Annotated in this window: 18 protein-coding genes; 7 read left to right on the top strand and 11 right to left on the bottom strand. The window is 74.1% G+C overall.

Annotated features, from left to right (window positions below; all coding sequences use genetic code 11):
- Positions 1–73: 73 nt before the first annotated feature.
- From ACGFZP_RS19580 to ACGFZP_RS19590, 3 genes are all read right to left on the bottom strand, one after another.
- Positions 74–442 carry a YciI family protein gene (locus tag ACGFZP_RS19580; protein WP_392934342.1) on the bottom strand — a complete coding sequence of 123 codons (369 nt, stop codon included), beginning with the start codon at positions 440–442 and terminating at the stop codon, positions 74–76.
- A gap of 816 nt (positions 443–1,258) precedes the next feature.
- On the bottom strand, positions 1,259–4,000 hold the full coding sequence (locus ACGFZP_RS19585; RefSeq protein ID WP_392934345.1) for an FtsX-like permease family protein: 2,742 nt from the start codon (positions 3,998–4,000) through the stop codon (positions 1,259–1,261).
- Complete coding sequence (locus ACGFZP_RS19590) at positions 3,997–4,776, bottom strand: ABC transporter ATP-binding protein (RefSeq protein ID WP_392934347.1); 780 nt, start codon at positions 4,774–4,776, stop codon at positions 3,997–3,999. Before ACGFZP_RS19590 ends, ACGFZP_RS19585 begins: the two co-directional genes overlap by 4 nt.
- A gap of 405 nt (positions 4,777–5,181) precedes the next feature.
- Here ACGFZP_RS19590 and asnB point away from each other — a divergent pair, with 405 nt between their 5' ends.
- Together asnB and ACGFZP_RS19600 are read left to right on the top strand one after the other, a co-directional pair.
- Positions 5,182–7,014: an asparagine synthase (glutamine-hydrolyzing) gene (asnB, locus tag ACGFZP_RS19595; protein WP_392934350.1), complete on the top strand. Its 1,833-nt coding sequence runs from the start codon at positions 5,182–5,184 to the stop codon at positions 7,012–7,014.
- 228 nt (positions 7,015–7,242) lie between these two features.
- A complete protein-coding gene (locus tag ACGFZP_RS19600) occupies positions 7,243–7,968 on the top strand; it encodes a DUF1275 family protein (RefSeq protein WP_392934352.1) in 726 nt (241 codons plus the stop codon).
- 84 nt (positions 7,969–8,052) lie between these two features.
- Here ACGFZP_RS19600 and ACGFZP_RS19605 read toward each other — a convergent pair whose 3' ends face one another.
- Positions 8,053–8,574 (bottom strand): GNAT family N-acetyltransferase, encoded by a 522-nt coding sequence (locus ACGFZP_RS19605; protein WP_392934354.1) that lies wholly within the window; start codon positions 8,572–8,574, stop codon positions 8,053–8,055.
- Positions 8,575–8,650: 76 nt separating this feature from the next.
- Positions 8,651–9,214, bottom strand: a complete 564-nt coding sequence (locus tag ACGFZP_RS19610) for a hypothetical protein (protein ID WP_392934357.1) — start codon at positions 9,212–9,214, stop codon at positions 8,651–8,653.
- A gap of 530 nt (positions 9,215–9,744) precedes the next feature.
- Here ACGFZP_RS19610 and ACGFZP_RS19615 point away from each other — a divergent pair.
- Genes ACGFZP_RS19615 through ACGFZP_RS19625 form a run of 3 tightly spaced genes read left to right on the top strand, consistent with a single transcriptional unit; the run spans position 9,745 to position 13,192 of the window.
- Positions 9,745–10,269, top strand: a complete 525-nt coding sequence (locus ACGFZP_RS19615; RefSeq protein ID WP_392934360.1) for a PadR family transcriptional regulator — start codon at positions 9,745–9,747, stop codon at positions 10,267–10,269.
- Entirely contained in the window at positions 10,266–10,967 is a 702-nt protein-coding gene (locus tag ACGFZP_RS19620; RefSeq protein WP_392934363.1) for an ABC transporter ATP-binding protein, read from the top strand. The genes ACGFZP_RS19615 and ACGFZP_RS19620 overlap by 4 nt, the downstream gene beginning before the upstream one ends.
- Entirely contained in the window at positions 10,964–13,192 is a 2,229-nt protein-coding gene (locus tag ACGFZP_RS19625) for an FtsX-like permease family protein (RefSeq protein WP_392934365.1), read from the top strand. The genes ACGFZP_RS19620 and ACGFZP_RS19625 overlap by 4 nt, the downstream gene beginning before the upstream one ends.
- A gap of 13 nt (positions 13,193–13,205) precedes the next feature.
- Here the strand turns inward: ACGFZP_RS19625 and ACGFZP_RS19630 are convergent, their stop codons facing one another.
- Both ACGFZP_RS19630 and ACGFZP_RS19635 read right to left on the bottom strand, forming a co-directional pair.
- Complete coding sequence (locus tag ACGFZP_RS19630) at positions 13,206–13,679, bottom strand: NUDIX hydrolase (protein WP_392934367.1); 474 nt, start codon at positions 13,677–13,679, stop codon at positions 13,206–13,208.
- A 21-nt stretch (positions 13,680–13,700) separates the two neighbouring features.
- Positions 13,701–15,170, bottom strand: coding sequence for an SDR family NAD(P)-dependent oxidoreductase (locus ACGFZP_RS19635; RefSeq protein ID WP_392934687.1), 1,470 nt, complete (start codon positions 15,168–15,170; stop codon positions 13,701–13,703).
- Between the two features lie 350 nt (positions 15,171–15,520).
- Between ACGFZP_RS19635 and ACGFZP_RS19640 the strand changes: the two genes are divergently transcribed.
- Entirely contained in the window at positions 15,521–16,960 is a 1,440-nt protein-coding gene (locus tag ACGFZP_RS19640) for a GuaB1 family IMP dehydrogenase-related protein (protein WP_392934369.1), read from the top strand.
- Between the two features lie 6 nt (positions 16,961–16,966).
- Here ACGFZP_RS19640 and ACGFZP_RS19645 read toward each other — a convergent pair whose 3' ends face one another.
- The 3 genes from ACGFZP_RS19645 to ACGFZP_RS19655 form a co-directional block, all read right to left on the bottom strand.
- Positions 16,967–17,797 (bottom strand): DUF5995 family protein, encoded by an 831-nt coding sequence (locus ACGFZP_RS19645; RefSeq protein WP_392934370.1) that lies wholly within the window; start codon positions 17,795–17,797, stop codon positions 16,967–16,969.
- Positions 17,798–17,952: 155 nt separating this feature from the next.
- Positions 17,953–18,342, bottom strand: a complete 390-nt coding sequence (locus tag ACGFZP_RS19650) for a DUF3224 domain-containing protein (protein ID WP_392934372.1) — start codon at positions 18,340–18,342, stop codon at positions 17,953–17,955.
- Between the two features lie 131 nt (positions 18,343–18,473).
- Positions 18,474–19,556, bottom strand: a complete 1,083-nt coding sequence (locus ACGFZP_RS19655) for a PP2C family protein-serine/threonine phosphatase (RefSeq protein ID WP_392934375.1) — start codon at positions 19,554–19,556, stop codon at positions 18,474–18,476.
- 143 nt (positions 19,557–19,699) lie between these two features.
- Here ACGFZP_RS19655 and ACGFZP_RS19660 point away from each other — a divergent pair, with 143 nt between their 5' ends.
- Complete coding sequence (locus ACGFZP_RS19660; protein ID WP_392934377.1) at positions 19,700–20,671, top strand: pseudouridine synthase; 972 nt, start codon at positions 19,700–19,702, stop codon at positions 20,669–20,671.
- A gap of 136 nt (positions 20,672–20,807) precedes the next feature.
- Here ACGFZP_RS19660 and ACGFZP_RS19665 read toward each other — a convergent pair whose 3' ends face one another.
- Positions 20,808–24,620: a ricin-type beta-trefoil lectin domain protein gene (locus ACGFZP_RS19665; RefSeq protein ID WP_392934379.1), complete on the bottom strand. Its 3,813-nt coding sequence runs from the start codon at positions 24,618–24,620 to the stop codon at positions 20,808–20,810.
- Positions 24,621–24,757: the final 137 nt, after the last annotated feature.

Raw genomic sequence — 24,757 nt, forward strand, 5'->3', positions numbered from 1 at the left:
CGATGAAGGGCGCACGGATCAGGAAAGGGGAAAAAAGGGTGCCCGGGGGCCGCGCAGGCCCCCGGGCAACCGGTCAGGCGGACGCACCCTCGCTGAAAACGATCGGCCGGACCTCGATGCCCAGGCCCTCGACCGCGGCGTCCGGGATCATCGCGGCGATCGCGTGCGCGCGCTCCAGATCCTTGGCCTCGATGATGTAGGCGCCGCCCACGTACTCCTTGGCCTCGGCGTACGGACCGTCCGTCACCGCGGGCACGCCGCCGCGAACACGCACCACGGCGCTCTGATCGTGGCCGGCCAGGGCCAGGGTCCCGACGAACTCGCCGGTCTCCTTGATCTTCTCCATGAACGGGCCGTGCCCCTGGAAGACGGCGTTGCGCTCGTCCTCGGACAGCGCGGCCAGGACCTCGGCGTTCGGGTACATCATGATCAGGTACTTCATGGTTCCGCTCCTTGCGACGTGAGACGCCCCGCGGCGCCCCTCTACTTCTTCGTCGGCGCCGATGCGCCGTTCTCGACATGGTCGCGAAAAACTTTTTCCCGGCCCAACCGGACCGCCGACATCCGCTTCGCCGTGTCGGCCCGCCGGTGACGGAGGGGCATCCTCCGGTCGAGCGGACCTGCGCGGAGCGGACCGTGCGTGGAGCGGATCCCCAAGCGGAGCGGATCCCGGAGCGGAGCGGATCCCCTGGTCGAGCGGGTCCGGGCGTCCGACGCCGACCGACACCCAGGATCAGTGCCGCATCGGGGTGAGCCCAGTATTGTCCGCCCGGATTTCGGCAGGCTTCTCTGTCCGTGCTGAGCGCTCCGACCCGGCGGTGGAGGTCCGGGGAGGAGGCCCGCGGAGCGGTCGACACGGTGGCCCGGCGGTGGGGCCGTGCCGCCCCCCGGCGGCACGGCCCCTGCCGGGCCACCGTGGTTCAGGGGGCGGAGACCTCCGCGGCGACCGGGAGAGCGCGGCCCGACCGGCGGACCGTACGTACGGTGCGGCGGGGACGCATGGCCTTCTCCGGTGGGTTGACGTGACCTCAGTGGGCGGTGACAGCACGCTACTTCGCCCCCGATCATCAGATGATCGTCAGACTGTCCCGATTCTGTCCCGGCCACCGTTCCGCACCGCCTGCGACCGCCGCCGGACACGGCTGCGCCGCCCCCGCAGCACAAGGGCTGCGGAGGCGGCGCGGTCTGACGGCCCGACGGCCGGGCCGGTCTCAGAAGAGGCCGGTCTCGGGAGGAGCCGGTTTCAGAAGGGGCCGGTCTAGGAGGGGCGTCGCACCAGCGACACCCGCGAGCGGGTCAGCGCCGCCGCCGCCAGCCCGGCGACGACCGGCAGGGCCAGCATCATGAGCCCGATCGTCCCCCAGGGCGCGGCCGCCAGGGCCGAGCGCATGTCCAGGTTGAGGGTCCTCGACCGCAACAGGCCCAGGGCCGGGACGAACCCGCTGACCGTGCCGAGCACACCTCCGAGGAAGGCGATCAGCGCGCACTGCAGGGCGGCCAGGGTGCGGCGGATCCGGGGCGGGGCGCCGACCGCGGCCAGCGTCGCCTGGTCCTGCCGGGAGTCGGCGGCCGCCAGACCGGTCGCGATACCGGCGGCGCCGAGCACCACCAGGGCGGCGAAGCCGGTCAGCGCGAGGGTCATCGCGTCGTTCTTCGGCTGGTAGCCGCGCTCCACCTCCACCTGGGCGAGCCGGTCCAGCCGAGACACCGCGGCGTCGGCGCGCTGCTGCGTCCGGTCGTCCGGCGGCGTGGCGGGCAGCCAGACCGAGCCGGTGGCCTCGGGGGTGAGCCCGGCCTTGCGGACGGTCGCCGCGCCCACCAGGCCGGATCCGAACCGCGCGGCCGACGCGTTCTCGACCAGCACCGCCTCCACCCCGACCTCCTGGAGCTCGGGCTTGGGGGTCTCGCCGGGCTGGGTCGCCCCGCCGCCGCCGCGCAGGACGAGCACGGCCTTGCCCTCGTGCAGGTACGCGCGGTCGAACACGACCACCTTGCCTGCGGCGAGCGCCTGCTCGACGGCCTGGTCCTGCACGCCGAACTGGTTGTGCAGCACGGTGGCGTCGCCGACGACCAGGCTCCCCGGGTCCACCCACCGCTGCTTCACCGGGTCGCCCTTGAGGTTGACGGTGCTGGAGCAGTTGCCGCAGAACCGGTACACGGGCTGGTAGAGGTCGGCGCGCACGCCGAGGCCCGGCATCTCCTGCTCCATCGTGCTGCGCAACTGCGGCAGCGCGGGGGAGTCGCCCACCACCCGGAGGGTGACGGCGCCGTTCGGGGTCTGCGGGTGGTAGCTGTTGCGGCCCTCGGCGTCCATGCCGCTGGTGTAGAGGCCGACGGCGACGGAACCGGCGACGGCGGCCATCACCGCCGCGACGGCGGGGGCGGTCCGGGAGCGGTGTCGGGTCGAGTCGCGCAGGGCGAGCCGGGGGCTGATCGGGAGGTGGCGGGCGAGCCGACCGAAGAGCGAGACCAGCAGCGGGGTGCAGGCGAGCAGGCCGAGTTCGGCGGTGGCGGCGCCGCCCAGCACCGCGAGGGTGCGGGCGTCGAATCCGGCGACCACCGGGGGGCCCGGCACACCGGTCCGGGTGACGGCGCCGAACAGGGCGATCGCGGCGCCGCCGAGCAGCATCAGCAGGCCGAGCAGGGTGATCCAGCGGTTCGGCGGGCGGACGGAGTCGCGGCCGGTGAGGCCCGCGGTGACGCTCCGCCGGGCCGCCTGCACCGCGGGCAGCGCGGCGGCCAGCAGGGCGGTGAGCAGGCCGATGCCCGCGATGGCCAGCAGGTCGACCGGCGGCACGGCGAAGTGGCCGAAGCGGCTGCCGCCGGCCCGCTCGATCCACGGCCGCAGCAGCGCGACCAGGCCGGTGCTGAGGACGACACCCGCGAGGGCGCCGGTCAGGCCGAGGACGAGGCCGGCGCCGAGCACCACCGCGCCGACATGGGCGCGGTTGCCGCCGGCGGCGCCGAGCAGGGCGAGCTGTCGGCGCGAGCGCCGGGCGCCGACCGCGAAGGCGGGGCCGGCCAGCAGCGTGACCTCCAGCAGCGCCATGCCCGTGACGGTGCCCGCCGCGAGCCTGGTGGTGTCCGGGACGGACGCCTCGGCGTAGCTGAAGGCGTGCGCGTAATAGGGGACGGCCGGCCGGGCGGGCGGGGCGAGGGCGACGGCGCGCGAGGTGACGGTGTAGCCGTACTTGTTGAACTCCTGGACCTTGGCCCAGTCGATCGCTGCGCCGGCCGGGAGCTTGACCAGCCAGGCCTGCTTGGCCGGCGCGGCCTCGGCGGGCGCCGCCTTGGCGGCGGCGTCGCTCGCGGCGAGCGGGTCGATCAGCTCGCCGGGGCGTCCGACGATCTCGACCTTCCGCAGGTCGTCGGGGTGCTCGATCACACCGGTGATGGTGAAGGGGGTCTTCTCCAGGCCCTTGATCGCGGTGGAGCCGCCGAGCCCGAGCCCGGACCGGTCGAGGAAGGCGCGGGTGACGGCCGCCTCGTGCGGGGCGCTCGGGACGCGCCCGTCGACGAGGTCGAGCCGGCCCTTCCAGACCGGGTTGGTCAGGTCGGCCTCGGTCGTGGTGGTGCGGAGCAGGCCCTCGCGGGAGCCCGCGCTCGCCTCCGGTCCCGGCCGGGCGGAGATCAGCGTGCTGCCCGGCGGCAGCAACCCGGTCACCAGGGTGGCGGGGTCGGTGCTCGCGCTCCTGCTCTCCTCGGAGGTGGCGGGCCTGCCCTGCACGACCTGGGTGACGAGGGTGCCGTCCTCGGCGAACGGCGCCTGCTCGATCGTCCGGCCGAGTGAGAAGCCGCTGATCAGGGCGTCGGATCCGCCCATCAGCCGCTCGACCCGTTCGGTGGGGGTGAGTTGGCCGCTGCGGTGGACGATGTCCGCTCCGGCGACGCCGAGGACGGGCAGCGCGACCATGGCGACGACGAGGGCGCTGCGGCCCTTGGCGCGCAGGGCGTCGCGGCGGGCGATGCGCAGGGCGACCCTGATGGCACTCAGCTTCACAGGGCCACCCCCGCCTGCCCGTAGCCGCCGAGCTGGGCGAGCCCGCCGGGGGAGACGTTCATGCTCTCGTCCACGATCCGGCCGTCGCGCAGGTAGACCACGCGGTCGGCCCAGGCGGCGTGGGCCGCCTCGTGGGTGACCATCACGGCGGCGGCGCCGGCGTTGCAACGGGCGCGCAGGACGCCGAGGACGGCCTCGCCGGTGGCGGAGTCGAGGGCGCCGGTGGGCTCGTCGGCCAGCAGCAGGCGGCGCTCGCCGATCAGGGCGCGGGCGATGGCGACGCGCTGCTGCTGGCCGCCGGACATGTCGTCGGGGAAGCGGTCGGCGAGCTCCGGGATGCCGAGCTCCTTCAGGGCGGCCAGGGCCTCGCGGCGGACGGAGCGGCCGGAGGCGCCGTCGAGTTCGCGGGGCAGCGTGATGTTCTCGGCGGCGGTCAGCGCCGGGATCAGGTTGTAGTCCTGGAAGACGTAGCCGATCGAGCGGCAGCGGACCGCGGCCAGCTTCCGGCGGCTCAGCCCGCCGAGGGCGGTGCCCTCGACCAGGACCTGGCCGGTGCTCGGGGTGTCCAGGCCGCCGGCCAGCGTCAGCAGGGTGGACTTGCCGGACCCGGACGGGCCCATCACGGCGACGAACTCGCCCGGGTGCACCCGGAGATCGACGCCGCGCAGGGCCTGCACCTCGGACGCGCCCTGGCCGTGGACCCGGGTGACGTTGTCGAGGTGCAGGACGGTGTTGCTGGTACGCCCGGGACGGCCGGTCGGATCGGTGTAGGACACACTTCCCCCTCAGTTCTGTGGTCCGGCCTTCGGTCAGGCGGACTGCATATGTCGGGTGACTATATATGCAGGAAGGCGACTAGTCAGCCCCGGTTCCGGATCGAGGGGTGGAATTCCTCGGCGCGAGGGCCGGCGGGGAGCGGCTCCGACGGGCCTTCCGGCGCCTTCCGGCGGGCCTTCGGGCGGGGGTCGGCGGGCATCCCGGCACGGGCTTCGTCCGTACGGGAGAGCGAATACCGGGAAACCGTCCGAACGCCTGGAACCCCGGGCGGCCGCCGCCCGACTGGTGGAACGGGCACCTCCGGGCGGCGGCGCCGGCCGGGCCACCCGGACCCGCGGACACCGACCCGCGTGCCCCGCCGGTTCCCCTACGGTCCGACCCGCCGCAACAAGGAGTGCACGCACATGTGCGGAATCACCGGCTGGGTGTCCTTCCACCAGGACGTCCGCCAAAGCGCCCCCGTCATCGAGGCGATGACCGCCACCATGGCCCTGCGGGGGCCCGACGCCGGAGGGGTCTGGCTCGGCCCGCACGCCGCCCTCGGCCACCGGCGGCTGTCCGTCATCGACCTCGACGGCGGCGCCCAGCCCATGGCCGACGTCCGGGACAACCCCGCAGTGGTGCTGACCTACAGCGGCGAGGTCTACAACCACCACCGGCTGCGCGCCGAACTCAAGGCCAGGGGGCACCGGTTCGCGACCCGCAGCGACACCGAGGTGGTGCTGCGCGCCTACCAGGAGTGGGGCGATGCCCTGGTCGACCGGCTGGAGGGGATGTACGCCTTCGCGATCTGGGACGAGCGCGCCGAACGGCTGCTGCTGGTCCGCGACCGACTCGGCGTCAAGCCGCTGTTCTGGGCCGAGGTCGACGGCGGACTGGTCTTCGGATCCGAGCCCAAGGCGCTCTTCGCCCACCCCGGCCTCACCCCGACCGTGGACGCCGACGGGCTGCGCGAGGCCTACAGCCTGCTCTTCAACACCGGCCCCACCGTCTGGGCCGGCGTGCGCGAGGTCCACCCCGGCGCCCTGCTCGTCCTCGACCGGCGGGGCGTCCGCGAGAGCCGCTACTGGGAGCTCCAGGCCCGCCCGCACACCGACGACCTGGACACCACCGTCGAGCGGGTCCGCTCGCTGGTCAACCGCGCCGCCCGGGCCCAGCTGGAGGCCGACGTCCCGCTCTGCAGCCTGCTCTCCGGCGGCCTGGACTCCACCGTCGTCACCGCCCTGGTCGCCGACGAACTCCGGCTCTCCGAGGGCCCCGAGGCCCGGCTGCGCTCCTACGCCGTCGACTACAGCGACCAGGCCGAGCAGTTCACCGGCGACGTGCTGCGCACCGGCCACGACACCCCGTTCGCCGCCGAGGCCGGAGCCTTCATCGGCAGCGACCACTCCACCGTCGTCCTCGACCCGCGCGCCCTGCTCGACATCGAGCACCGCCGGGCGGTCGTCGTCTCACGCGACTCGCCGATCGGCGTCGGCGACATGGACACCTCGCTCTACCTGCTGTTCGGCGAGATCCGCAAGCACTCCACCGTGGCCCTCTCCGGGGAGGCCGCGGACGAGGTGTTCGGCGGCTACCCGTGGTTCCACAACCCCAAGGCGCTTGCCGCGCAGGCCTTCCCATGGCTGCTGGTCACCGGCGACCAGGCCGCCATGCCGATCAACTCGGACCTCGCCGCCCACCTGCGGATCGGCGAGTTCCGCGCCGACACCTACCGCAGCGCGCTCGCCGCCGTCCCCCACCTGGACGACGAGAGCCCCGTCGAGCACCGGCAGCGCGAGATGCAGCACCTCTCGCTGACCCGCTGGCTGCGCCAGCTGCTGCACCGCAAGGACCGCCTGTCGATGGCCCAGGGCCTGGAGGTGCGGGTGCCCTACTGCGACCACCGGCTCGTCGAGTACGCCTTCAACGCCCCGTGGGCGATGAAGAGTTACGACGGCCGGGAGAAGAGCCTGCTGCGGGCCACCGGCCAGGGCCTGGCTCCCGAGTCGGTGCTCTGGCGCCCCAAGAACCACTACCCGGCGACCCACCACGCCGACTACAACGGCGGCCTGCAGCAGCTCGCCCGCGAGGCGCTGGACGCGCCGCACGTCCGCGACATCGCCGACGAGACCGTCATCAAGGCCGCCCTCGACACCCCGGCCGACCAGCTGCAGTGGGGCCACCGGCTGCGTCTGGAGCGGGTGGTCGACCTCGGGCTCTGGCTGGACCACCACCGGCCCGCGCTGGCCTTCTGACCTGCGGGGGCCTCCGCGATCCGCCGACCTCGCGGAGGCTCCGCACCCTCCTCCCGGGCACCGCCCGGACCGTCCTCCCCGGCGCGGCCCGCACCGTCCGACCGGGTGCAGGGCGCACTGGCGCCCGCAGGACGGACGCGACGCGCCCGGGCGGCGCTCGCCCCACCCGGCCCGCCGAGCGTAGAACGGGGTGCCGGGGATCCCCGGGGGCGTACGACGGGAGGACGCGTGGTGGAGCGCAGGTGGTCGGCCGGGGTGCGGCGGGCGGTGGCGCCCGACCGCCACGGTCCGCTGGTGCCGATGCTGTTGCTGCTCACCCTCGGCACCGGCATGGTGGACGCGGTCAGCTTCCTCGCGCTCGGCCACGTGTTCGTCGCCAACATGACCGGGAACGTCATCTTCCTGGGCTTCGCGCTGGCCGGCACGGCGGGCCTGTCCGCGACCTCCTCGCTCACGGCGCTGGCCGCCTTCCTGGCGGGCGCCCTCGCCGGCGGGCGCTTCTGCGAGTGCCGGCCCGCCCACCGGGGCCGGACCCTGGTCGCCGCGATGGCGGTCCAGGCGGGGCTGGTGGCGGTCGCCGTCGTGCTGGAGGGTGTGGCCGGCCACGGTGCCACCCCGGTCCGCCACGCCCTGATCGCCCTGCTGGCCTTCGCGGTGGGCCTGCAGAACGCCGTCGTGCGCGACCTCCGGGTACCGGACCTGACCACCACCGTGCTCACCATGACCCTGACGGCCCTGGCCGCCGACCGGGCGGGCGTCCGGCGGATCGCCTCGGCGGTCTCGATGTTCACCGGTGCGCTGCTCGGCGCCCTGCTCGTGCTGCACGTGAACGTGACCAGTGCCCTGGTGGTGGCACTCGCCCTGGTGGCCGCGGTCGCCGTGATCACTCGCCGCGCCTGCGCCGACCGCCCGGGCGCACCCGACCCCGCCTGGACCCGGCCGCCGGGGGCCTGAACCCGGGGACCTGAGCCCGGGGCCCGGCCGGGCCCCGGGTGGCTGAGCCTCGGGCTGGGGGCTGGGGGCTGGGGTCTGGACCGGTCAGGGGCGGGTGGCCAGGAAGACGTCCAGCTCGACGCCGTACCAGCGGTCGGTGCGCCCGAGCGGGGCCATGTCCAGGCGACGACAGACCGCGGCCGAGGGCCCGTTGTCCGGGCGCAGGACGGCGTGGATGCCGGTGAGGCCGTCCGCGAAGCCCTTGGCGAGCGCGCCGCGGGCGGCCTCGGTGGCGAAGCCGTGGCCCCAGGAGTCCGGGTGCAGGTGCCAGCCGACCTCGACCCGGCCGTCCTCGGTGCGGCCGTCGCCGTCGGGCAGCGGGACGAGCAGGACGGAGCCCACGACCACGCCGTTGTCGCGCCGCTCCAGCGCCCACACCCCGTAGCGGGGGTCGGCGGACCGCTCCCGCCAGCGCGCGATCATGGCGGGCACCTCGGCGGGGGACTCCAGGGCCCGCGGCCGGGCGCCGAGCCAGCGCATGACCTCCCACCGGGAGTAGATCTCATAGGCGCGCTGCTCGTCGCGCTCCTCCCAGAGCCGGGCGGTCAGTCGCTCGGTGTGGAACACGTTCGGTCTCCTGCGGGTCGGCGTGGTCGGTGCGGTCGTTGTGGTCGACGGCCCGTCGACACCACGGGCGCTGCTACTACTCCGGCGGGCCGCCCGGCCCCGGGTGGCGGCTGGTGCGGCCGCTCCAGCCGGGCTCCAGCCTGGCCCAGGAGCGCTGCCACTCCTGGTCCGCCCGCCGGTTGAGCACCCGCAGCCGCAGGGCCAGGCCGCCGACCACCAGGCCGGTGAGGCCGCCGAAGGCGAACAGGCCGGTGCAGACGGCGTCGACGACCAGGCCGGTCACCGTGGCCGGAGCGTCGGCGGGTGCGCCGGCGCCGTCCACCCAGGCGGTGACGGTGGAGCCGGTCCGGGCGGACCGGGGCACCGTGAGGGTGCCGGTGCGCGCCTGCCCGTCGGGGGAGGCCCAGGCGGCCTCGGCGTCGCCCTGGTTCCCGTACCCGCCCGCCCGGCGGCCGCCCGCGGCGGGGTGGCGCGGTTCGGTGAGGAGCACGGCCTCCACCTGGTGCAGCCGCGCCCGGTCGGCCGTGGCGTGCCGGGCGGTGAGCCGGTGGGCGAGCAGCGCGGCCCCCGCGGCGAGGAGCAGCGCGAGCAGCAGGCCCAGCGCCGCGGCGAGCAGGGCCCGGCCGCGGGCCCGGTCCACCGGCCGGACCAGGGGATCGCGGCGGGAACCGACAGTCCGCCGGAGCTGCCGGGCGGCCCGGCGGAGCGGCGAGGCGGGCCGGGGCCGGCGAGGTGTGCGGGGCGGGCGGGGCAGGCGGGGTGTGCGGGGCAAGGCGCTTCCTCCTCACGGGTGTTCAGCGCCCGGGGCGGTGCCGCCGGCTGGGCCTTGGTCCCAATCTCCCCCGGCTCCCCACCCGGGCACAAGGGCCGGCCCGACCGGCGCCGCCGGAACGGGCCGCGCGGGACCGGGACGTTCGGCCCTCGGCGGGGGAGGGGGCGGGAGGGCAGGCTGGTTCCGATCGCGTCCTCCGTGCCGGGGGCGCGGCAGGGGCCGGCCTGCTGTGGGGGCCTGCCGGCCCGTGGTGCGGAGCCGGGGGCGGACATGGGGCCGCCTCCGGCTCCCGCCGGTCCCGGGTCGGGTCAGCCCGGAGAATCTCCTGTCACCGCAGGTCAGCGGTCTATTCTCGCCAGCTATACACTCGGGGTATACATCTGATGTATGGTCATCTCATGAGTGTTCCTTTGACCCTTCTGGGGCTGCTGGAGCGAGAGCCGAGCCATGGCTACGACCTCAAGCGCGACTACGACGCCTTCTTCGGCCGGGGCAAGCCCCTGCCCTACGGCCAGGTCTACGCCACGCTCGGCCGGCTGGCCCGGGACGGCAAGGTGGTCCCCGGTGAGGCCGAGCCCGGCGACGGACCGGAGCGCAAGCGGTACGTGATCACCGAGGCCGGGGTGACGGAGTTCGAGCACTGGCTCACCGAGCCCGTCTCGCCCGAACCCAGCCTGCAGACGGTGCTGTTCACCAAGGTCGTGCTGGCCCTGATGCTCGGCCGCGACGCCGAGGTGTACCTCGACACCCAGCGGGCCGCCCACATGGCGAGGATGCGCGAACTGACCGACCTGCGCCGCAAGGGCGCCCTGGTCGACGCGCTGCTCGCCGACCACGGACTGTTCCACCTGGAGGCCGACTTGCGCTGGATCGACCTGACCACCGCCCGCCTGGACGCGCTCGCCGAGGCGGTGCGGTCATGACGCCGCTGATCGAGGCCCGCGACATCACGCTCGCCTTCGGCGAGACCCCGGCCCTGCGCGGCGCCGGCCTGGCGGTCGACGCCGGCGAGGTGCTCGCCATCATGGGCCCCAGCGGCTCCGGCAAGTCCACGCTGCTGCACTGCCTCGCCGGCATCCTCACCCCCGACTCCGGTGAGGTCCACTTCAACGGGCAGCGGATCGACACCATGGCCGAGGCCCAGCGCAGCGCCCTGCGCCGCGACAGGTTCGGCTTCGTCTTCCAGTTCGGCCAGCTCGTCCCCGAGTTGACCGCCGAGGAGAACGTCGCCCTGCCGCTGCTGCTGAGCGGCACCCGGCGGGCGGCCGCACTGGCCGAGGCCCGGCCCTGGTTCGCCCGGCTCGGCCTGGACGGCATGGAGGGGCGCCGCTCCGGCGAGCTGTCGGGCGGTCAGGCGCAGCGCGTCGCACTCGCCCGCGGCCTGGTGGCGCGGCCCCAGGTGCTGTTCGCCGACGAGCCGACGGGCGCGCTGGACTCGCTCACCGGCGAGCAGGTGATGGAGCTGATGGTCGGCGCCGCCCGCGAGCAGGGCACCACCGTCATCCTGGTCACCCACGAGCCCCGGGTCGCCTCCTACGCGGACCGCGAGGCGATCGTCCGGGACGGCAGGGCCACCTCGCTCCCGGCAGTGGGCCGCGCGGCGGAGCGGGTCGCCTCATGATCCGGTTCGCACTGCGCCTGGCGGTCAGCGGCGGGAGGGAGGCCGTGGCCCGGCTGATCGTCATCGCCGCCGCCGTGGCGATCGGGGTCGGCCTGCTGCTGTCCACGCTGGCCAGCATCAACGCCGTCGGCAAGGCCAACGAACGGGTGCTGTGGACCAACACCGGGGCGGCCAGCCGCACCGAGACGGCCCCGGTGGACCCGCTCTGGTGGTGGGACCACGGCGACTACTACGACGGCAAGGAGATCTTCCGGGTCGACGTCGCCGCGACCGGGCCGACCGCGCCCGTCCCGCCGGGCCTCACCAGGCTTCCCGCGCCGGGCGAGTACTACGCCTCGCCCGCGCTGGCCGACCTGCTGCGTACGACCCCGGCCGTGGAGCTGGGCGACCGCTTCCCCGGCCGGATGGCCGGAGTGCTCGGCGACGAGGCACTGCCCTCCCCGGACTCGCTGTACGTGATCGAGGGCCGGACGCCCGCGGAGATCGAGCACATAGCCGGGGCGAGCAAGGTCACCACCATCGCCACCGCGCTCCCGCCCACCTGCGACAACGACTGCCCCGGGCTGGGCACCCGCGGCGACGCCATGACGCTGATCCTCTCCGTGGTGGCCGGCGCGCTGATCTTCCCCGTGGTCATCTTCATCGGCACCGCGACCAGGCTCTCCACCGCCACCCGCGAGCAGCGCTACGCCGCGATGCGGCTGGTCGGTGCCACGCCGCGGCAGGTCTCGGCGATCTCGGCGGTGGAGTCCACCGTGGCCGCGGCGGCCGGCGCGGTCGTCGGCTTCGGCCTCTTCCTGCTGCTGCGCCCGCTGGTGGCGACCATCCCGTTCACCGGCGACCGGTTCTTCGCCGAGGACCTGACGCTCACTCCGCTCCAGGCGGCGGCCACGGCGCTGGGCGTCCCGGTGGCGGCCGCGATCGCCGCCCGGCTGGCGCTGCGGCGGGTCACCATCTCGCCGCTGGGCGTCACCCGCCGGGTCACCCCGAAGCCGCCGGGCCTCTGGCGGCTGGCCCCGCTGCTGGCCGGCCTCGCCGAGCTCGCCTACTTCGTCAACCGGCGCCCCGACAGCACCGACGGGCAGACGGCCGCCTATCTGACCGGCTTCCTGACGGTCATGCTCGGTCTGGTGGTCGCGGGCCCCTGGCTCACCATGGCCGCCGCCCGGGGCGTCGCCCGGCGCACCAGCCGCCCGGCCACGCTGATCGCCGTCCGGCGCCTCGCCGACGACCCGAAGGCGGGCTTCCGCTCCGTCGCCGGCCTCGTCCTCGCCCTCTTCGTCACCACGGCGACGGTCTGCATCATCGGCACCATCAACGAGAACCGGGGCTCGCTCAGCGGGGGCCCGGAGACCAGGGCCGTGGTCTCGCACGGCGCCCTCGTCGACGAAGCGCCGATGACGGACGCGCTGCCGGACCGGCTCCTGGCGGAGCTCCGCGCGGTGCCCGGGTTCCGGGGCCTCGCCGTGGGCCACGACAACCCGCAGGCCATCGGCGCCGAGCCGGGCGAGCGCCCCGGGTTCGCCCCCAGCCTGGTGCTCTGCACCGACCTCGCCCAGACCCCGGTGGCCGGTTACTGCCCGGCCGGTGCGAGCGTCGTCGGCGTCCCGCCGTGGGCCTTCCTGGACGTGCGTTCCAACGCCTCGAAGGAGTGGACGGCCGCGCCGATCTCCGCCGAGGAGGCGGCCCGGCTGCCGGTGCGCAACGTCTACGTGACCACCGACGGCTCCGCCGCGGCCAAGGAGCAGGTCCGCACCGCGCTCACCAAGGCCTACCCGCAGTACCGGTCCAGGACGGTCGGCGACTGGGGATCCAGCCAGCAGAAGCAGCTGGCCGGCTGGCGGCAGCTGGCGAACGTGGTGCTGCTGACCACCCTGCCGATCGCCGGCTGCAGCCTGGCGGTGAGCGTGGTCGCGGGCCTGTCCGACCGCAGGCGGCCGTTCGCGATGCTGCGGCTGACGGGCGCGCCGCTGCGCCTGCTGCAGTGGGTGATCGGTCTGGAGAGCGCGCTGCCGCTGGTGGTGGTGGCGGCGATCGCGACCGGAACCGGTTTCGCGGCGTCCGCGATGTTCCTCAAGTCGCAGATGGAGTACGACCTGGTGTCGCCGGGCGCGGTGTACTTCGTCCTGGTGGCGCTCGGCCTGGCGGCCTCGCTGGGCATCATCGCCTCGACGCTGCCGCTGCTGAGGCGGATCACCGGCCCGGAGGCGGCCCGCAACGGCTGACCGGCTGCGCGCCCTACCCCGTCACCCGCGCACCGCGGGTGACGGGGTACGCGTACGTCCCGGCGCGCCGGACGTCGGCGAGGTCCGGCAGCCAGCTGCCGAGGACCAGCGCGGACGGGTAGAACATCGGCCCGGGCAGCGCGTCGAGCGGGAACCGCTCCCAGCCCGCGCACGCGTGCGGCTCGGTGACCTCGGCCGCGGCCAGGCTCGGCGGGGCGAGCACGGCCGCGGTCAGCCGGGGGCGGCCCAGCTCGTGGTCGAGGAGCACCGCCAGCACCCGCATCCGCCCGGCCGGCAGCACGATGCCGGTCTCCTCGGCCAGCTCCCGGGCGGCGGCCTGTTCGAAGGACTCGCCCGGGTCGTCCACCTTGCCGCCCGGCAGGCTCCAGGTCGGCGGCTCGCCGGCGGTGGTCCGGCGGCCGAGCAGCACCCGGCCGTCCCCGGTGGGGACGATGACGCCGGCGCCGAGCAGCGGTGCGGTGGTCAACTCGGTTCCTCCTCGCAGGGGTTACCAGGCGGCGCGGTCGAAGTCCTTCAGGAAGCAGCCGTACAGGTCCTCGCCCTGCTCGCCGCGCACGATCGGGTCGTACACCCGGGCCGCGCCGTCGACCAGGTCGAGCGGGGCGTGGAAGCCCTCGTCGGCCAGGCGCATCTTGTCCGGGTGCGGGCGCTCGTCGGTGATCCAGCCGGTGTCGACGGCGGTCATCAGGATGCCGTCGGTCTCGAACATCTCCTGCGCGCTGGTGCGGGTGAGCATGTTCAGCGCGGCCTTGGCCATGTTGGTGTGCGGATGGCCGGCGCCCTTGTAGCCGCGCTGGAACACGCCCTCCATCGCGGAGACGTTGACCACGTACTTGCGGCGGGAGGCGGCGGCCGCCATCGCCGGGCGCAGCCGGCTGATCAGGATGAACGGCGCGGTGGAGTTGCAGAGCTGGACCTCCAGCAGCTCCACCGGGCCGACCTCGTTGACGGTCTGCACCCAGCTGTTGGTGGGGGCGAGGTCGGGCACCAGGCCGCCCGCGTCGATCGCGGTGCCGGCCTCGATCCGGGCGGGGGTGGCGGAGCCGGTGACCAGGGCGAGGGAGGTGACGTCCTCGGCGGAGATCCGCTCGCCGCCGCCGCTCGCCTGGGCGGGGAGGGCGGGCAGGTCCACGCTGCCGCTGCCGAACCGGCCGATGGTGGTGGACTGCGGGAGCTCGCCGGCCGGCAGCGGCGCGGACTCGGCGTTGACCAACTCGCGGTAGGACTCCGGCGGGCGCCGTACGGTCTGTGCGGCGTTGTTGATCAGGATGTCCAGCGGGCCGTCGGCGGCGACCTCGTCGGCCAGCGCCAGAACCTGGGCCGGGTCGCGCAGGTCGATCCCGATGATCTTCAGTCGGTGCAGCCACTCGGCGCTGTCCGGCATCGCGGTGAAGCGGCGGATGGCGTCGTTGGGGAACCGGGTGGTGATGGTGGTGTGGGCGCCGTCGCGCAGCAGCATCAGCGCGATGTACATGCCGATCTTGGCCCGGCCGCCGGTGAGCAGCGCGCGCTTGCCGGTGAGGTCGGCACGCGCGTCGCGGCGGGCGCGGTTCTTCACGGCGCAGGTCTGGCAGAGGTTGTGGTAGAACGCGTCCACCTCGACGTACCGCTGCTTGCAGGTGTAGCAGGAGCGCGGCCGCTCCAGGATCCCGGCGATCTCGGTGGTGGTGACGGTGGTCAGGCCGAAGGCGCCGGCCGTCTCGTCGTCGATCCGGGTCGGGGCGCCGGTCGCCGTCCGGGCGGTGACCTCGCGGTCGTTGGCGGTCTTGCGGGCCCGGGTCTCCTGGCGGCGGCGCTGCTTGAGGGTGCGGAATATGCCGCCGACGGCCTGGCGGACGGTGATCGCGTCCGGGTGGTCGACGTGCAGCCCGTCCAGTTCGGCGATCACGTCGAGGCAGAGCTTCAGCCGCTCCGGGTCGAGCCCCGGGCCGAAGTCGATCTCCTCGGCCGTCTCGATGCCGTCTCCGTCCGTGCTGTTCGCGCTGTCCGTGATGGGGTCCTGCTGGATGTCCACGCCCGCCGTCATGCCTGTTTGCCGCTTCCCTGTTGCCACCGCCGTTACCGCGTGAATGCTACGGGAGCAGGGGTGGCGGGGGCGAAAAGCCGATCGCTTGGAGGAACCTACAGTCCTGGCGCCGATGCGATGATCATGCTTTGTGCACTGCACCAGCAATCGTGCTCGAACTGGCTTTTGCCTCCGGCGTGCCGGAGAATCGAATGTTGGGTGCGGGGCGCCCGAGTGCGCCCCGCGGAACCGCCGCAACCGCACCCGAGGTGTACCTTCTCCCAGCCAGAGAGCCCCATTTCATGCGCTTCCTGAACGACCTCAAGCCCTCGTACGACCTCACGTACGACGACGTCTTCATGGTCCCCAGCCGCTCCGCCGTGGGCTCCCGGCAGGGTGTCGACCTCTCGTCGAACGACGGCACCGGCACGACCATCCCGCTCGTCGTGGCCAACATGACCGCCATCGCCGGCCGCCGGATGGCCGAGACCGTCGCCCGCCGCGGCGGCCTGGTCGCCATCCCGCAGGACATCCCGACCGAGGTCATCGCCGACGTCATCGGCTGGGTCAAGCAGCGCCACCTGGTGCACGACACCGCGATCACCCTCGGCCCCGGCGCCACCGTCGCCGAGGCCCTCTCGCTGCTGCCCAAGCGGGCACACGGCGCGCTGGTCGTGGTCGAGGACGACAAGCCGATCGGCGTGGTCACCGACTCCGACTGCCACGGCGTCGACCGCTTCACCAGCCTCGCCGACGTGATGTCCCGCGACCTGCTGCTGCTGGACCAGGGCATCGACCCGCGCGCCGCCTTCGACAAGCTGAGCGAGGCGCACCGCAAGCTCGCCCCCGTGGTCGACGGCGAGGGCCGCCTGGTCGGCCTGCTGACCCGCAAGAACGCGCTGCGCGCCACCCTCTACACCCCGGCCGTGGACACCGAGGGCCGGCTGCGGGTCGCGGCCACCGTCGGCATCAACGGCGACGTGGCGGGCAAGGCCAAGGCCCTGGTCGAGGCCGGCGCCGACGTGCTGGTCGTCGACACCGCGCACGGCCACCAGGAGTCGATGATCAGCGCCCTGCGCGCGGTGCGCGGGCTGGACCCGCAGATCCCGATCGTGGCCGGCAACGTGGTCTCCGCCGCGGGTGTCCGCGACCTGGTCGAGGCGGGCGCCGACATCCTCAAGGTCGGTGTCGGCCCCGGCGCGATGTGCACCACCCGGATGATGACCGGCGTCGGCCGGCCGCAGTTCTCCGCCGTCCTGGAGTGCGCCGCCGAGGCGCGCAGGCTCGGCAAGCACGTCTGGGCCGACGGCGGGGTCCGCCACCCGCGCGACGTCGCGATGGCGCTGGCCGCCGGCGCCTCCAACGTGATGATCGGCTCCTGGTTCGCCGGCACCTTCGAGTCGCCCGGCGACCTGCAGACCACCGCCGACGGCCGCCAGTACAAGGAGAGCTTCGGCATGGCCTCGGCGCGTGCGGTGAGCAACCGCACGTCCCAGGACTCCGCGTACGACCGGGCCCGCAAGGCGCTGTTCGAGGAGGGCATCTCGCACTCGCGGATGTTCGTCGACCCGGCGCGCCCGGGCGTCGAGGACCTGATCGACTCGATCGTCGCGGGCGTGCGCAGCTCCTGCACCTACGCGGGCGCCTCCAGTCTGGAGGAGTTCCACGAGAAGGCCGTGGTCGGCATCCAGAGCGCCGCCGGCTACGCCGAGGGCAAGCCGCTGCACTCCAGCTGGGCCTGATCCCGATCAGCTCACGGCCGGCCGGTTCCTCGCCTCGGGGAGCCGGCCGGCCGTTGTGCTGTGGGCGTGGGCGTGGGCGTGGGCGTGGGCGTCGGCGTGGGTGTCGGCGTGGCCCGGGGGCTGGTGCCGGTCCTGGCCGGGCAGGCCCAGCGGTGTGAGCAGGGCCCGGCCGAGCAGCCCGACCGAGCCGTCCAGCGCGGCGGTGAGCGCCCGGGACGCGAGCGGCACCCCGTGCAGCGCCCGCAGCGCGAGCGCGCTCGCCCAGGCCGCGTCCCGGGCCGCGTCGACCGTCCAGGCACCGAGCAGGTGCGTCAGCGGCTCGGCGAGCTCCAGCACGTCCGGGCCGGGCATCAGCCGCTCCCGGACGGCCGTCTCCACCTCCGCCAGCAGCCCGCCGATCCGCTGGTAGTCCCCGGCCAGCGCCTGCGGCTCGCAGCCCAGCCGGTCGCAGGTCTCGACCACCGCCAGCGGCAGGTCGTGCTGGATGTGGGCGTTCATCCCGGCCAGCGCGAACTGCACCGGGTGGACGCCCGGGTGCGCACGCAGCTCGAACAGCGGACGCCAGCAGGCGGGCGGCCGCCGCCCGGCCCCGACCGCGTCCACCGCCAGCAGGTAGCGCCCGGCGAACACCGCGTCCAGCTCGGCCATCGCGGCCGGGTCGGCGAAGCACGGCTCGTCGAGGCGCCGGCGCACCAGCTCCGTGACGGTGAGGTACACGGCGTTGAACACCGCCACGCCGTCCTCCTCGGGCAGGCCGGCCCCGACGGCCCGCAGCCGGCCGATCACCGCGTCGACCCTGGCGAGCCCGCTCCCCGCCCGCATCGCTGCACCCGGCATGCGCCACCCTCCGATGTCGATCGTGCACTGATCGCATCATCGTGACAGCGGCACGCCCACGCGCCGGGGCCGCCGCGCGAACGGGCGCCCGTCAGGGTGATCCGCCGAGGCAGGCGGCCGGGCAGGCGTCAGGTCGGCCGGGCAGGCGTCGGCGGTCAGCCCAGCTCGTACTCCAGGACGTAGGTGTGCCCGCCCGCCTCGTCCACGGACAGCCGGAACGTCCCGGTGATCCCCGCCAGCTCACCCGTACCGGTGCCCGCCACCACCTGGATCGTCACCCCGTCGGTGCCGAACGCGGCGTGCTGCAGCGCGAACGAACCCTTGCGCCCCTCCAGCTCACCGGTGAAGTGCTCCACCGCCACGTACGAGGCCGGGGCACCCGCGCCGTCCAGCACGGACAGCATCCGCACCACGCTGCTCCCCGTCATCCCGCCGGTGAAGTCCTTGGTGATCCGGACCCGGCCGAGCGTCGCACCCGGCTGCTCGTCCGTCTCCTCCGGCTCGAAGCCGGTCACCTTGAAGGCCCCGCCCGCCGTGTTCCCCATGGCTCTGTCCCCTCGAAGCACCCGAGCGCCCGGCCCTCCGCCGACCGCGCCCACAGCCTCGCACGGGCCACTGACAACCGCGCCCGAGCGCGCCGCCGCCCGCCCGCCCGCGCAGGGGACCACCACTGCTGCTACTCCCAGCGGACCGCCAGCATCGCCGCGTCGTCGTCCAGCCCGCCCGCTCCCACCCAGGCGCCGACATCCCCGAGCAGCGCGTCGAGCAGGTCCTCCGGACCTCCCGGGTGCAGCTCCGCCCAGCGCTGCGCCAGCGGGTAGAAGCGACCGGCCGCGTTGCGGGCCTCCGAGACGCCGTCGGTGTGCAGCAGCAGCAGGTCGCCCGTCCGCGGCTCGAACCGGCCCGCCAGGTACTGCCCGCCGACCAGCCCGAGCAGGCCCAGCGGCGGCGCGTGCAGCGGCGGCTCCAGCTCCACCACCAGGCCGTCGCGGCGCAGCAGCGGATGCGGGTGCCCGCAGTTGACGAAACCGGCCGCCCCGCCCGGCGGCACCTCCAGGAACAGCGCCGTGACGAACCGCTCGTTCGCCGGGCGCCCGGCCAGCGCCGCGTCCAGGCGCTCGGCGACCCTGGCGAGGTCGGGTTCGGTGCGCGCAGCCTCCCGGAACACCCCGAGCACGTCGGCGGCCGTCTCCACCGCCGGCAGTCCGTGGCCCTGGACGTCCCCGAGCAGGATCCGGATGCCGTACGGGGTGTCCGCGACCTCGTACAGGTCCCCGCCGATCCGCGCCTCGGCCGCCGCGGCGGCGTACCGCACGGCGATCCGCAGCGGCCCGATCCGCTCCGGCGGAGGGCGCAGCAGCGCCCGCTGCGCCGCCTCGGCGACCGTCCTGACCTGCGACAGTTCGCGCTCCCTGGCCGCGACCAGGCCGACGTTGGCGGCGCTCGCCAGGGTCGCCGCCAGCACGGTGATCAGCGCGGTGACGTGGACGGAGTCCGGCAGGCCCTTGTTGCTCAGCTCCAGCAGCGCCACGGCGGCGATGGCGATCGCCCCGGTGATCATCGGCACCCGGGGTCTGCGGGTGGTGACACCGACGAGGACCGGCGCGACCGCGAGCACGGGGGACAGCGTCGTCCCCGGCCCGGTCACCAGGTCGGCCACCACGGCCGCGACCAGCAGGAGGAACGCGCAGCCGAGCAGCACCCGGATCCGCCGCGGCAGGTGCGGCGGCACCGCGTCCTGCGGGCGATCGGCGGTCACGCGCGCTCCTCTGAACGGGCGGGCCGGTCGGAGTCCGACCCCTCCTCCGTCCACTCTCCACCGCGGCCGCCCCCCTCAGCACCTCGGGGCGGACCCGCCGCGCCGTCCGGCGGTCGAAGGAGAGGCCGTAGGCTGACCGGGAGATGAGACGTAAGCGGAAGGTGCCGCCCACCCCCCTGCCACAGCGCAACGGGGTGGATCCGGTGCACCTGCGGCTGCCCGCCGAGGGGGAGTGGCCGACCCTGCGGGCGTACCTGGCCGACCGGCTGCCGACGGTGGACCCGGCACGGATCGACGCGCTGCTGGGCGGGGGCGAGATCGTCGGCGAGCACGGCCCGGTCGCCCCGGACGAACCGTTCCGGCCCGGCGCCCACCTCTGGCTCCACCGCGACCTCCCGCAGGAGGTGCACGTCCCGTTCGAGCTGGACGTGCTGTACCAGGACGAGCACCTGGTGGTGGTCGACAAGCCGCACTTCCTGGCCACCACCCCGCGCGGGCGGCACGTCGTGGAGACGGCGCTCTCCCGACTGCGGCACTCGCTCGCCCTGCCCGCGCTCAGCCCCGCTCACCGGCTGGACCGCCTCACCGCGGGCCTGGCGATGTTCGTGGTGCGGCCCGAGGAGCGCGGCGCCTACCAGACGCTGTTCCGGGACCGGCTGGTCCGCAAGGAGTACCAGGCCGTCGCGGGGTACGACCCGGCGCTCGCGCTGCCGTGCACGGTGCGCAGCCACATCGTTAAGGAGCGCGGGGTGATCGCCGCCCAGGAGGTCGACGCCCCGCCGAACAGCGAGAGCCTGATCGAGCTCGCCGAGCTGCGCGACGGGCTCGGCCGCTACCGCCTGCGGCCGTTGACCGGGCGCACCCACCAGCTGCGTCTGCACATGAGCGGCCTGGGCCTGCCGATCCTCGGGGACCCGGTCTACCCGGTGCTGCTGCCCGAGCCGGCCCCGGACGACTTCCGTCGGCCGCTGCAACTGCTCGCCTCGGTGGTCGAGTTCACCGATCCGCTGACCGGCAGGCCGCACCGCTTCGAGAGCCGCCGCAGCCTGACCGCCTGGTCCGCCCCGGAGATCTGGGCCGAGCAGGCGGCCGAGCCCGTCAGCCCGGGTCGCTAGGGCCTGTCGTCGAACTCCCGCCTGCCGTACGGCGGTCGGGGCAGACAGACGGACAGACGGACGCCGCGAGCAGCACGGAGCTGCTCGCGGCGCCTGGCTGTCCCCGGGCTCCAGGGCCCAGGGGCCCCTCAGGAGGTCAGGGACCGGTCTCGGGGTTCAGGGTCCACTGCTGGTTGGCCTGGAGGACGGGGCAGTCCCAGATCCCGAGGCGGATGCCCTGGTCGGGGCTCCACCCCGGGCGGTCCAGGCAGCGCCCGGTGGGGGCGCCGGCCGAGACGGTGGCCGGGAGGTAGATCCGGCCGTCGGAGGTCGTCGCCCACTTCTGGCTCGGCTGGTTCCGGCAGACGGCGAGGACCACCTTGGCACCGTTGTCGAGCGACGGGTCCTGCACGGTCAGGCAGTAGCCGGAGGCGCGGACGGTGCCGTCGATGCCGAAGGTGAACCGCTGGTTGACGGTCTGCCAGCACCCGTAGACGGAGATCTCGGCCCCGTCGCGCGGGCCGCCCTCGGCGTCGACGCACTGCCAGGGGACCTGGTTGGAACTCAGGGACACGCTCGTGTTGGCGTAGCCCATGACGGAGTAGCCGGTGAAGCCGTCGACCCGGCCGGGTGCCCCGCCGGTGCCGGTGAAGACCGCGATGGCACCGGTGTTGTCGATGACCCAGAGGTCGGCGAAGCCGTCACCGTTGAAGTCGGCGGCGCCGATCCCGGGGTGGCTGGTGGAGTTCAGACCGCTGGCGGTCTCGATCGGCCTGCCGCCGTTCGGGTTGGTCAGCGCGCTGAAGTCGGCCTTGCCGTTCGCACTGCGGGTGATCGGGTAGGCGAAGATCTGGCCCGTGGTGCGGTGCCGGGCCCAGAGGGTGGCCTGCTTGGCGTCCTCGAAGCCGGCCGTCGTGGTCACGCCGTTCGCGGGGCCGGGGTTGACGAGGTCGTAGTCGTCCCAGCTGCCCGCACCGGGGGCGGTGGGAATGAGCAGGGCCGGGGAGTTGACCTCGTTCCACTTCAGCTCGCTGGCGTCGTGCAGCCAGAGCCGGCCGCCCTCGACGGTGAGCAGGGAGGTCTGGCTGATGATCGAGGTCTTCGCCGGGTCGGTCGGGGTCGGCTGGGTGGTGCTGGTCAGCTCGCCGTCGGGGGTGCCGAGGGCGACCACCTGGCTGACCTCGGACCAGTCGGCGGCGTACGGCCGGCCGGCCGGGCAGGCCAGACCGGAGGTCGGTACGGCGGCGCAGTTGGTGGACTTCTGCCTGGTCAGCGGGATCTTCTGGTAGATGTCGTAGCGGCCGGTGCCGTCGTTGTCGATCAGGTAGAGGTACTTCTTGAGGTTGGCGTCCCGGGTGTTGTGGACGATGAGCTGGTCCAGCGACCCGGACTCGTTGAGCGTGCCGCGGTGGGTGACCTGGTAGTCGGCCCAGCTGGTGGTGGTGTCGTTGACGCCGTTGCGCGGTGCGCTGACCCCGGTGGCGGTGATGGCCCGGGCCGGGTCGGCGTTGCCGCTCAGGGTGCGCAGGTTGCCGCCGGCGTCGGGGGTGACGATGTCGGGGACCTGGTCACCGTCGGTGTCGCCGAAGACGGGGACGAAACCGGGCCGCCAGGGGGCGTAGAACGAGTAGTCCGCGCGCTGGCTGTAGTTGCCGGCGACGTCCATGGCCCAGGCGTAGACGCTGTTGGTGCCCCACCGGGTGGGGGTGAAGGAGACCGGCGCGCCCGGGTCCGAGGTGCCGGCGTCGCCGCACTGCCAGCCGGTGACCGGGGTCGGCTGGTTGCTGAAGCGCACGCAGGCGATGCCGGAGGCCTCCAGGCCCGCTCCGGGGGCCGGGTCCTCGGCGTTGATCAGGAAGGTGGCCGGGTCGGTGTCGTTGGCGTACCGGGTGGGGTGGTCGTTGGGCGTCCCGGACGGCGGGAAGTCGGGAGAGCTGATGCTGAGGCGCGGGTTGGTGCGGTCGACGCGGAAGTAGCACCAGGCGCTCATCGGCGAGGTCAGGGCCTCGTCCGTGGCCTCGGCGTACCAGCCGTACTTGTGGCCGTCGGAGAGCGAGCCGACCGGGAGGCTGTAGCCGGGGTCGTTGTAGCTCCCGAGCCAGCCGCCGTTGACGACACCGAAGTTGCCGTCGTTGTCGTCCCACAGGTGGAAGCGCGTGTAGACGCTCTGCCCGGTGGGGGACCAGCTGTTGGCGATCAGGTTGATGTTCATGTTGTTGCCGATCCAGCCCGGGTTGTCCCACGGCCGGGTGCCGCCGCTGGTGCACTCGGCGGAGGTGTGGCTGTTGGCGAAGCCCGGACCGGGGCTGGTCCGCGGGTACCAGACGGTGGGGGCGATGTCGTAGGTGGTGGCGATGCTGGGGTTGCTGGCGACCTTGACCCGGTAGAGCTTCTCGTACTCGCTGGCCTTGGGTGCGAAGCCGACCGTCCAGACCGACCACTGGCCTGCCGCGGCCTGCTTCATCCACTCGGTGACGTCGACGGACATCGGTCCGCCGCCCGTGGTGGTCTGGCTGCCGACGAAGGCGCAGTTCTGCATGACCACGTTGCCGTTGTCGCCGCAGGGCTGGTCGTTCCAGTTGCTGTGCCCGTGGATGATCCTGCCCTGCGGGGCCGAGTAGACGCCGAGCTCGGTCGGGGTCCCGGGGCTGGAGGGGTTGTTGACCTGGGCGTTGAGCGTGGAGGTGTACAGCGTGGGCGGGGCGTCGGCGCCGTTGGGCTTGGTGTAGACGGCCGGGTTGATCCGGAACTGGAAGTAGGCGCGCTCGCGGCCCTTGACGGCGCAGTTCAGGTTGGGGTCGGCGCTCGTGTAGCCGCAGTAGCCGGTGGAGAGGTTGGTCTTCTTGTCGTAGTTCTCGGCGGACTTGTAGTTCTCCTGGACCTGGACCGAGCCCTCGGAGTGGCTGGCCACCGCGGTGAGGGTCGGATCGAGGTACCACGGGCCGGTGCCCGAGCGCAGCGCGGTCTGGTCCGGCACGAGCTCCAGTGCGTCGCCGACCACCTTGGTGGCGATCGCGGCGACGTTGGCACCGTCGCCGGGGGCCTGGGCGGTGGAGGCGGGCGGCGGCGGGGGCGCGTCGAGGCTGTTGCCCGCCGCGGCCGACTTGGCCGACCTGCCCGAGGAGGCCGGCTGGGCGGCGGGCCGGGAGGAGTCCCACTGCAGTGCGGCGGGGGACCGGAACCGGACGGTGCCGCCGTCGTCCTTGACGTTCACCTCGCCGGTTTCGGAGGCGGAGACGGTGAGCCCCTCGGCCTTGAGCGGGAAGCGCAGGGTCTTCAGGGCCGGGTTGGCGGCGGCCTCGGCGGTGCGGACGACGATCACGTCGCGCCAGCCGCCGACGGACAGCGCGGTGAGCTGGAGGTCGACTCCCGGCAGGACGTCCGGGTAGGTGGCGGTGGCGCCGTCCAGGGTCGGCTTGGGGAGGGTGAAGGGGGCCTCGACGGAGAGCTTCCTCCCGTCGTCGGTGCTGATCGTGGCCATCGGACCGCGGCCGCCCCCGGAGAAGGAGACCGGGGTGGAGGCGACGGCCGGCGCCAGGGTGCCGTCGGGGTTCGCGCGCAGCGTGGCGTCGAGCTCGACCCAGCCGCCGGACCGCCTGGTGCGGACCGGAACGCTGTCGTCGGTGGTGGTGAGGGTGCCGTTCGGGTTGGCGACGGTCCGGGACGCCTCGGTGGTCATCGCCTCGACGACCACCGGCTTGCCGGTCGACTTCGCCGTGGTGACCGCGTCGAGCATCGCCTGCTGCTCGGGGGTGCGGGCCGGCGCGGGGCCCATCGGCGCGGCCGTCGCCGAGGTGCCGCCGGCCGGGCCCGGTGCGGCCGCCGCCACGGGGGCGCCCGTCCCGCCGAGCAGCCCGAGACCGAGCGCGAGGCTGGTGCCGAGCGCGGCGAGGGCCCGGTTCGGTGATCGGCGACGGCCGGTGCGAGGTATCCGGTTCTGTGGTGATTGTGCGGATCTGATGGACGACATCGGTCCCCTCCGGTGAAGCCCGCCCGTCCCGGGCGGCGCGTACGGGAACGAACGATGCTGGCTGACCTGGCGAATCGTCAAACCCGTTCGGTGCTTTGTCTTCACATATCCCATTGGTGTGCCGATGCTCGGTAACA

Origin of the sequence: Kitasatospora sp. NPDC048239 (assembly GCF_043202015.1) — a bacterium.
Classification (GTDB): domain Bacteria; phylum Actinomycetota; class Actinomycetes; order Streptomycetales; family Streptomycetaceae; genus Kitasatospora.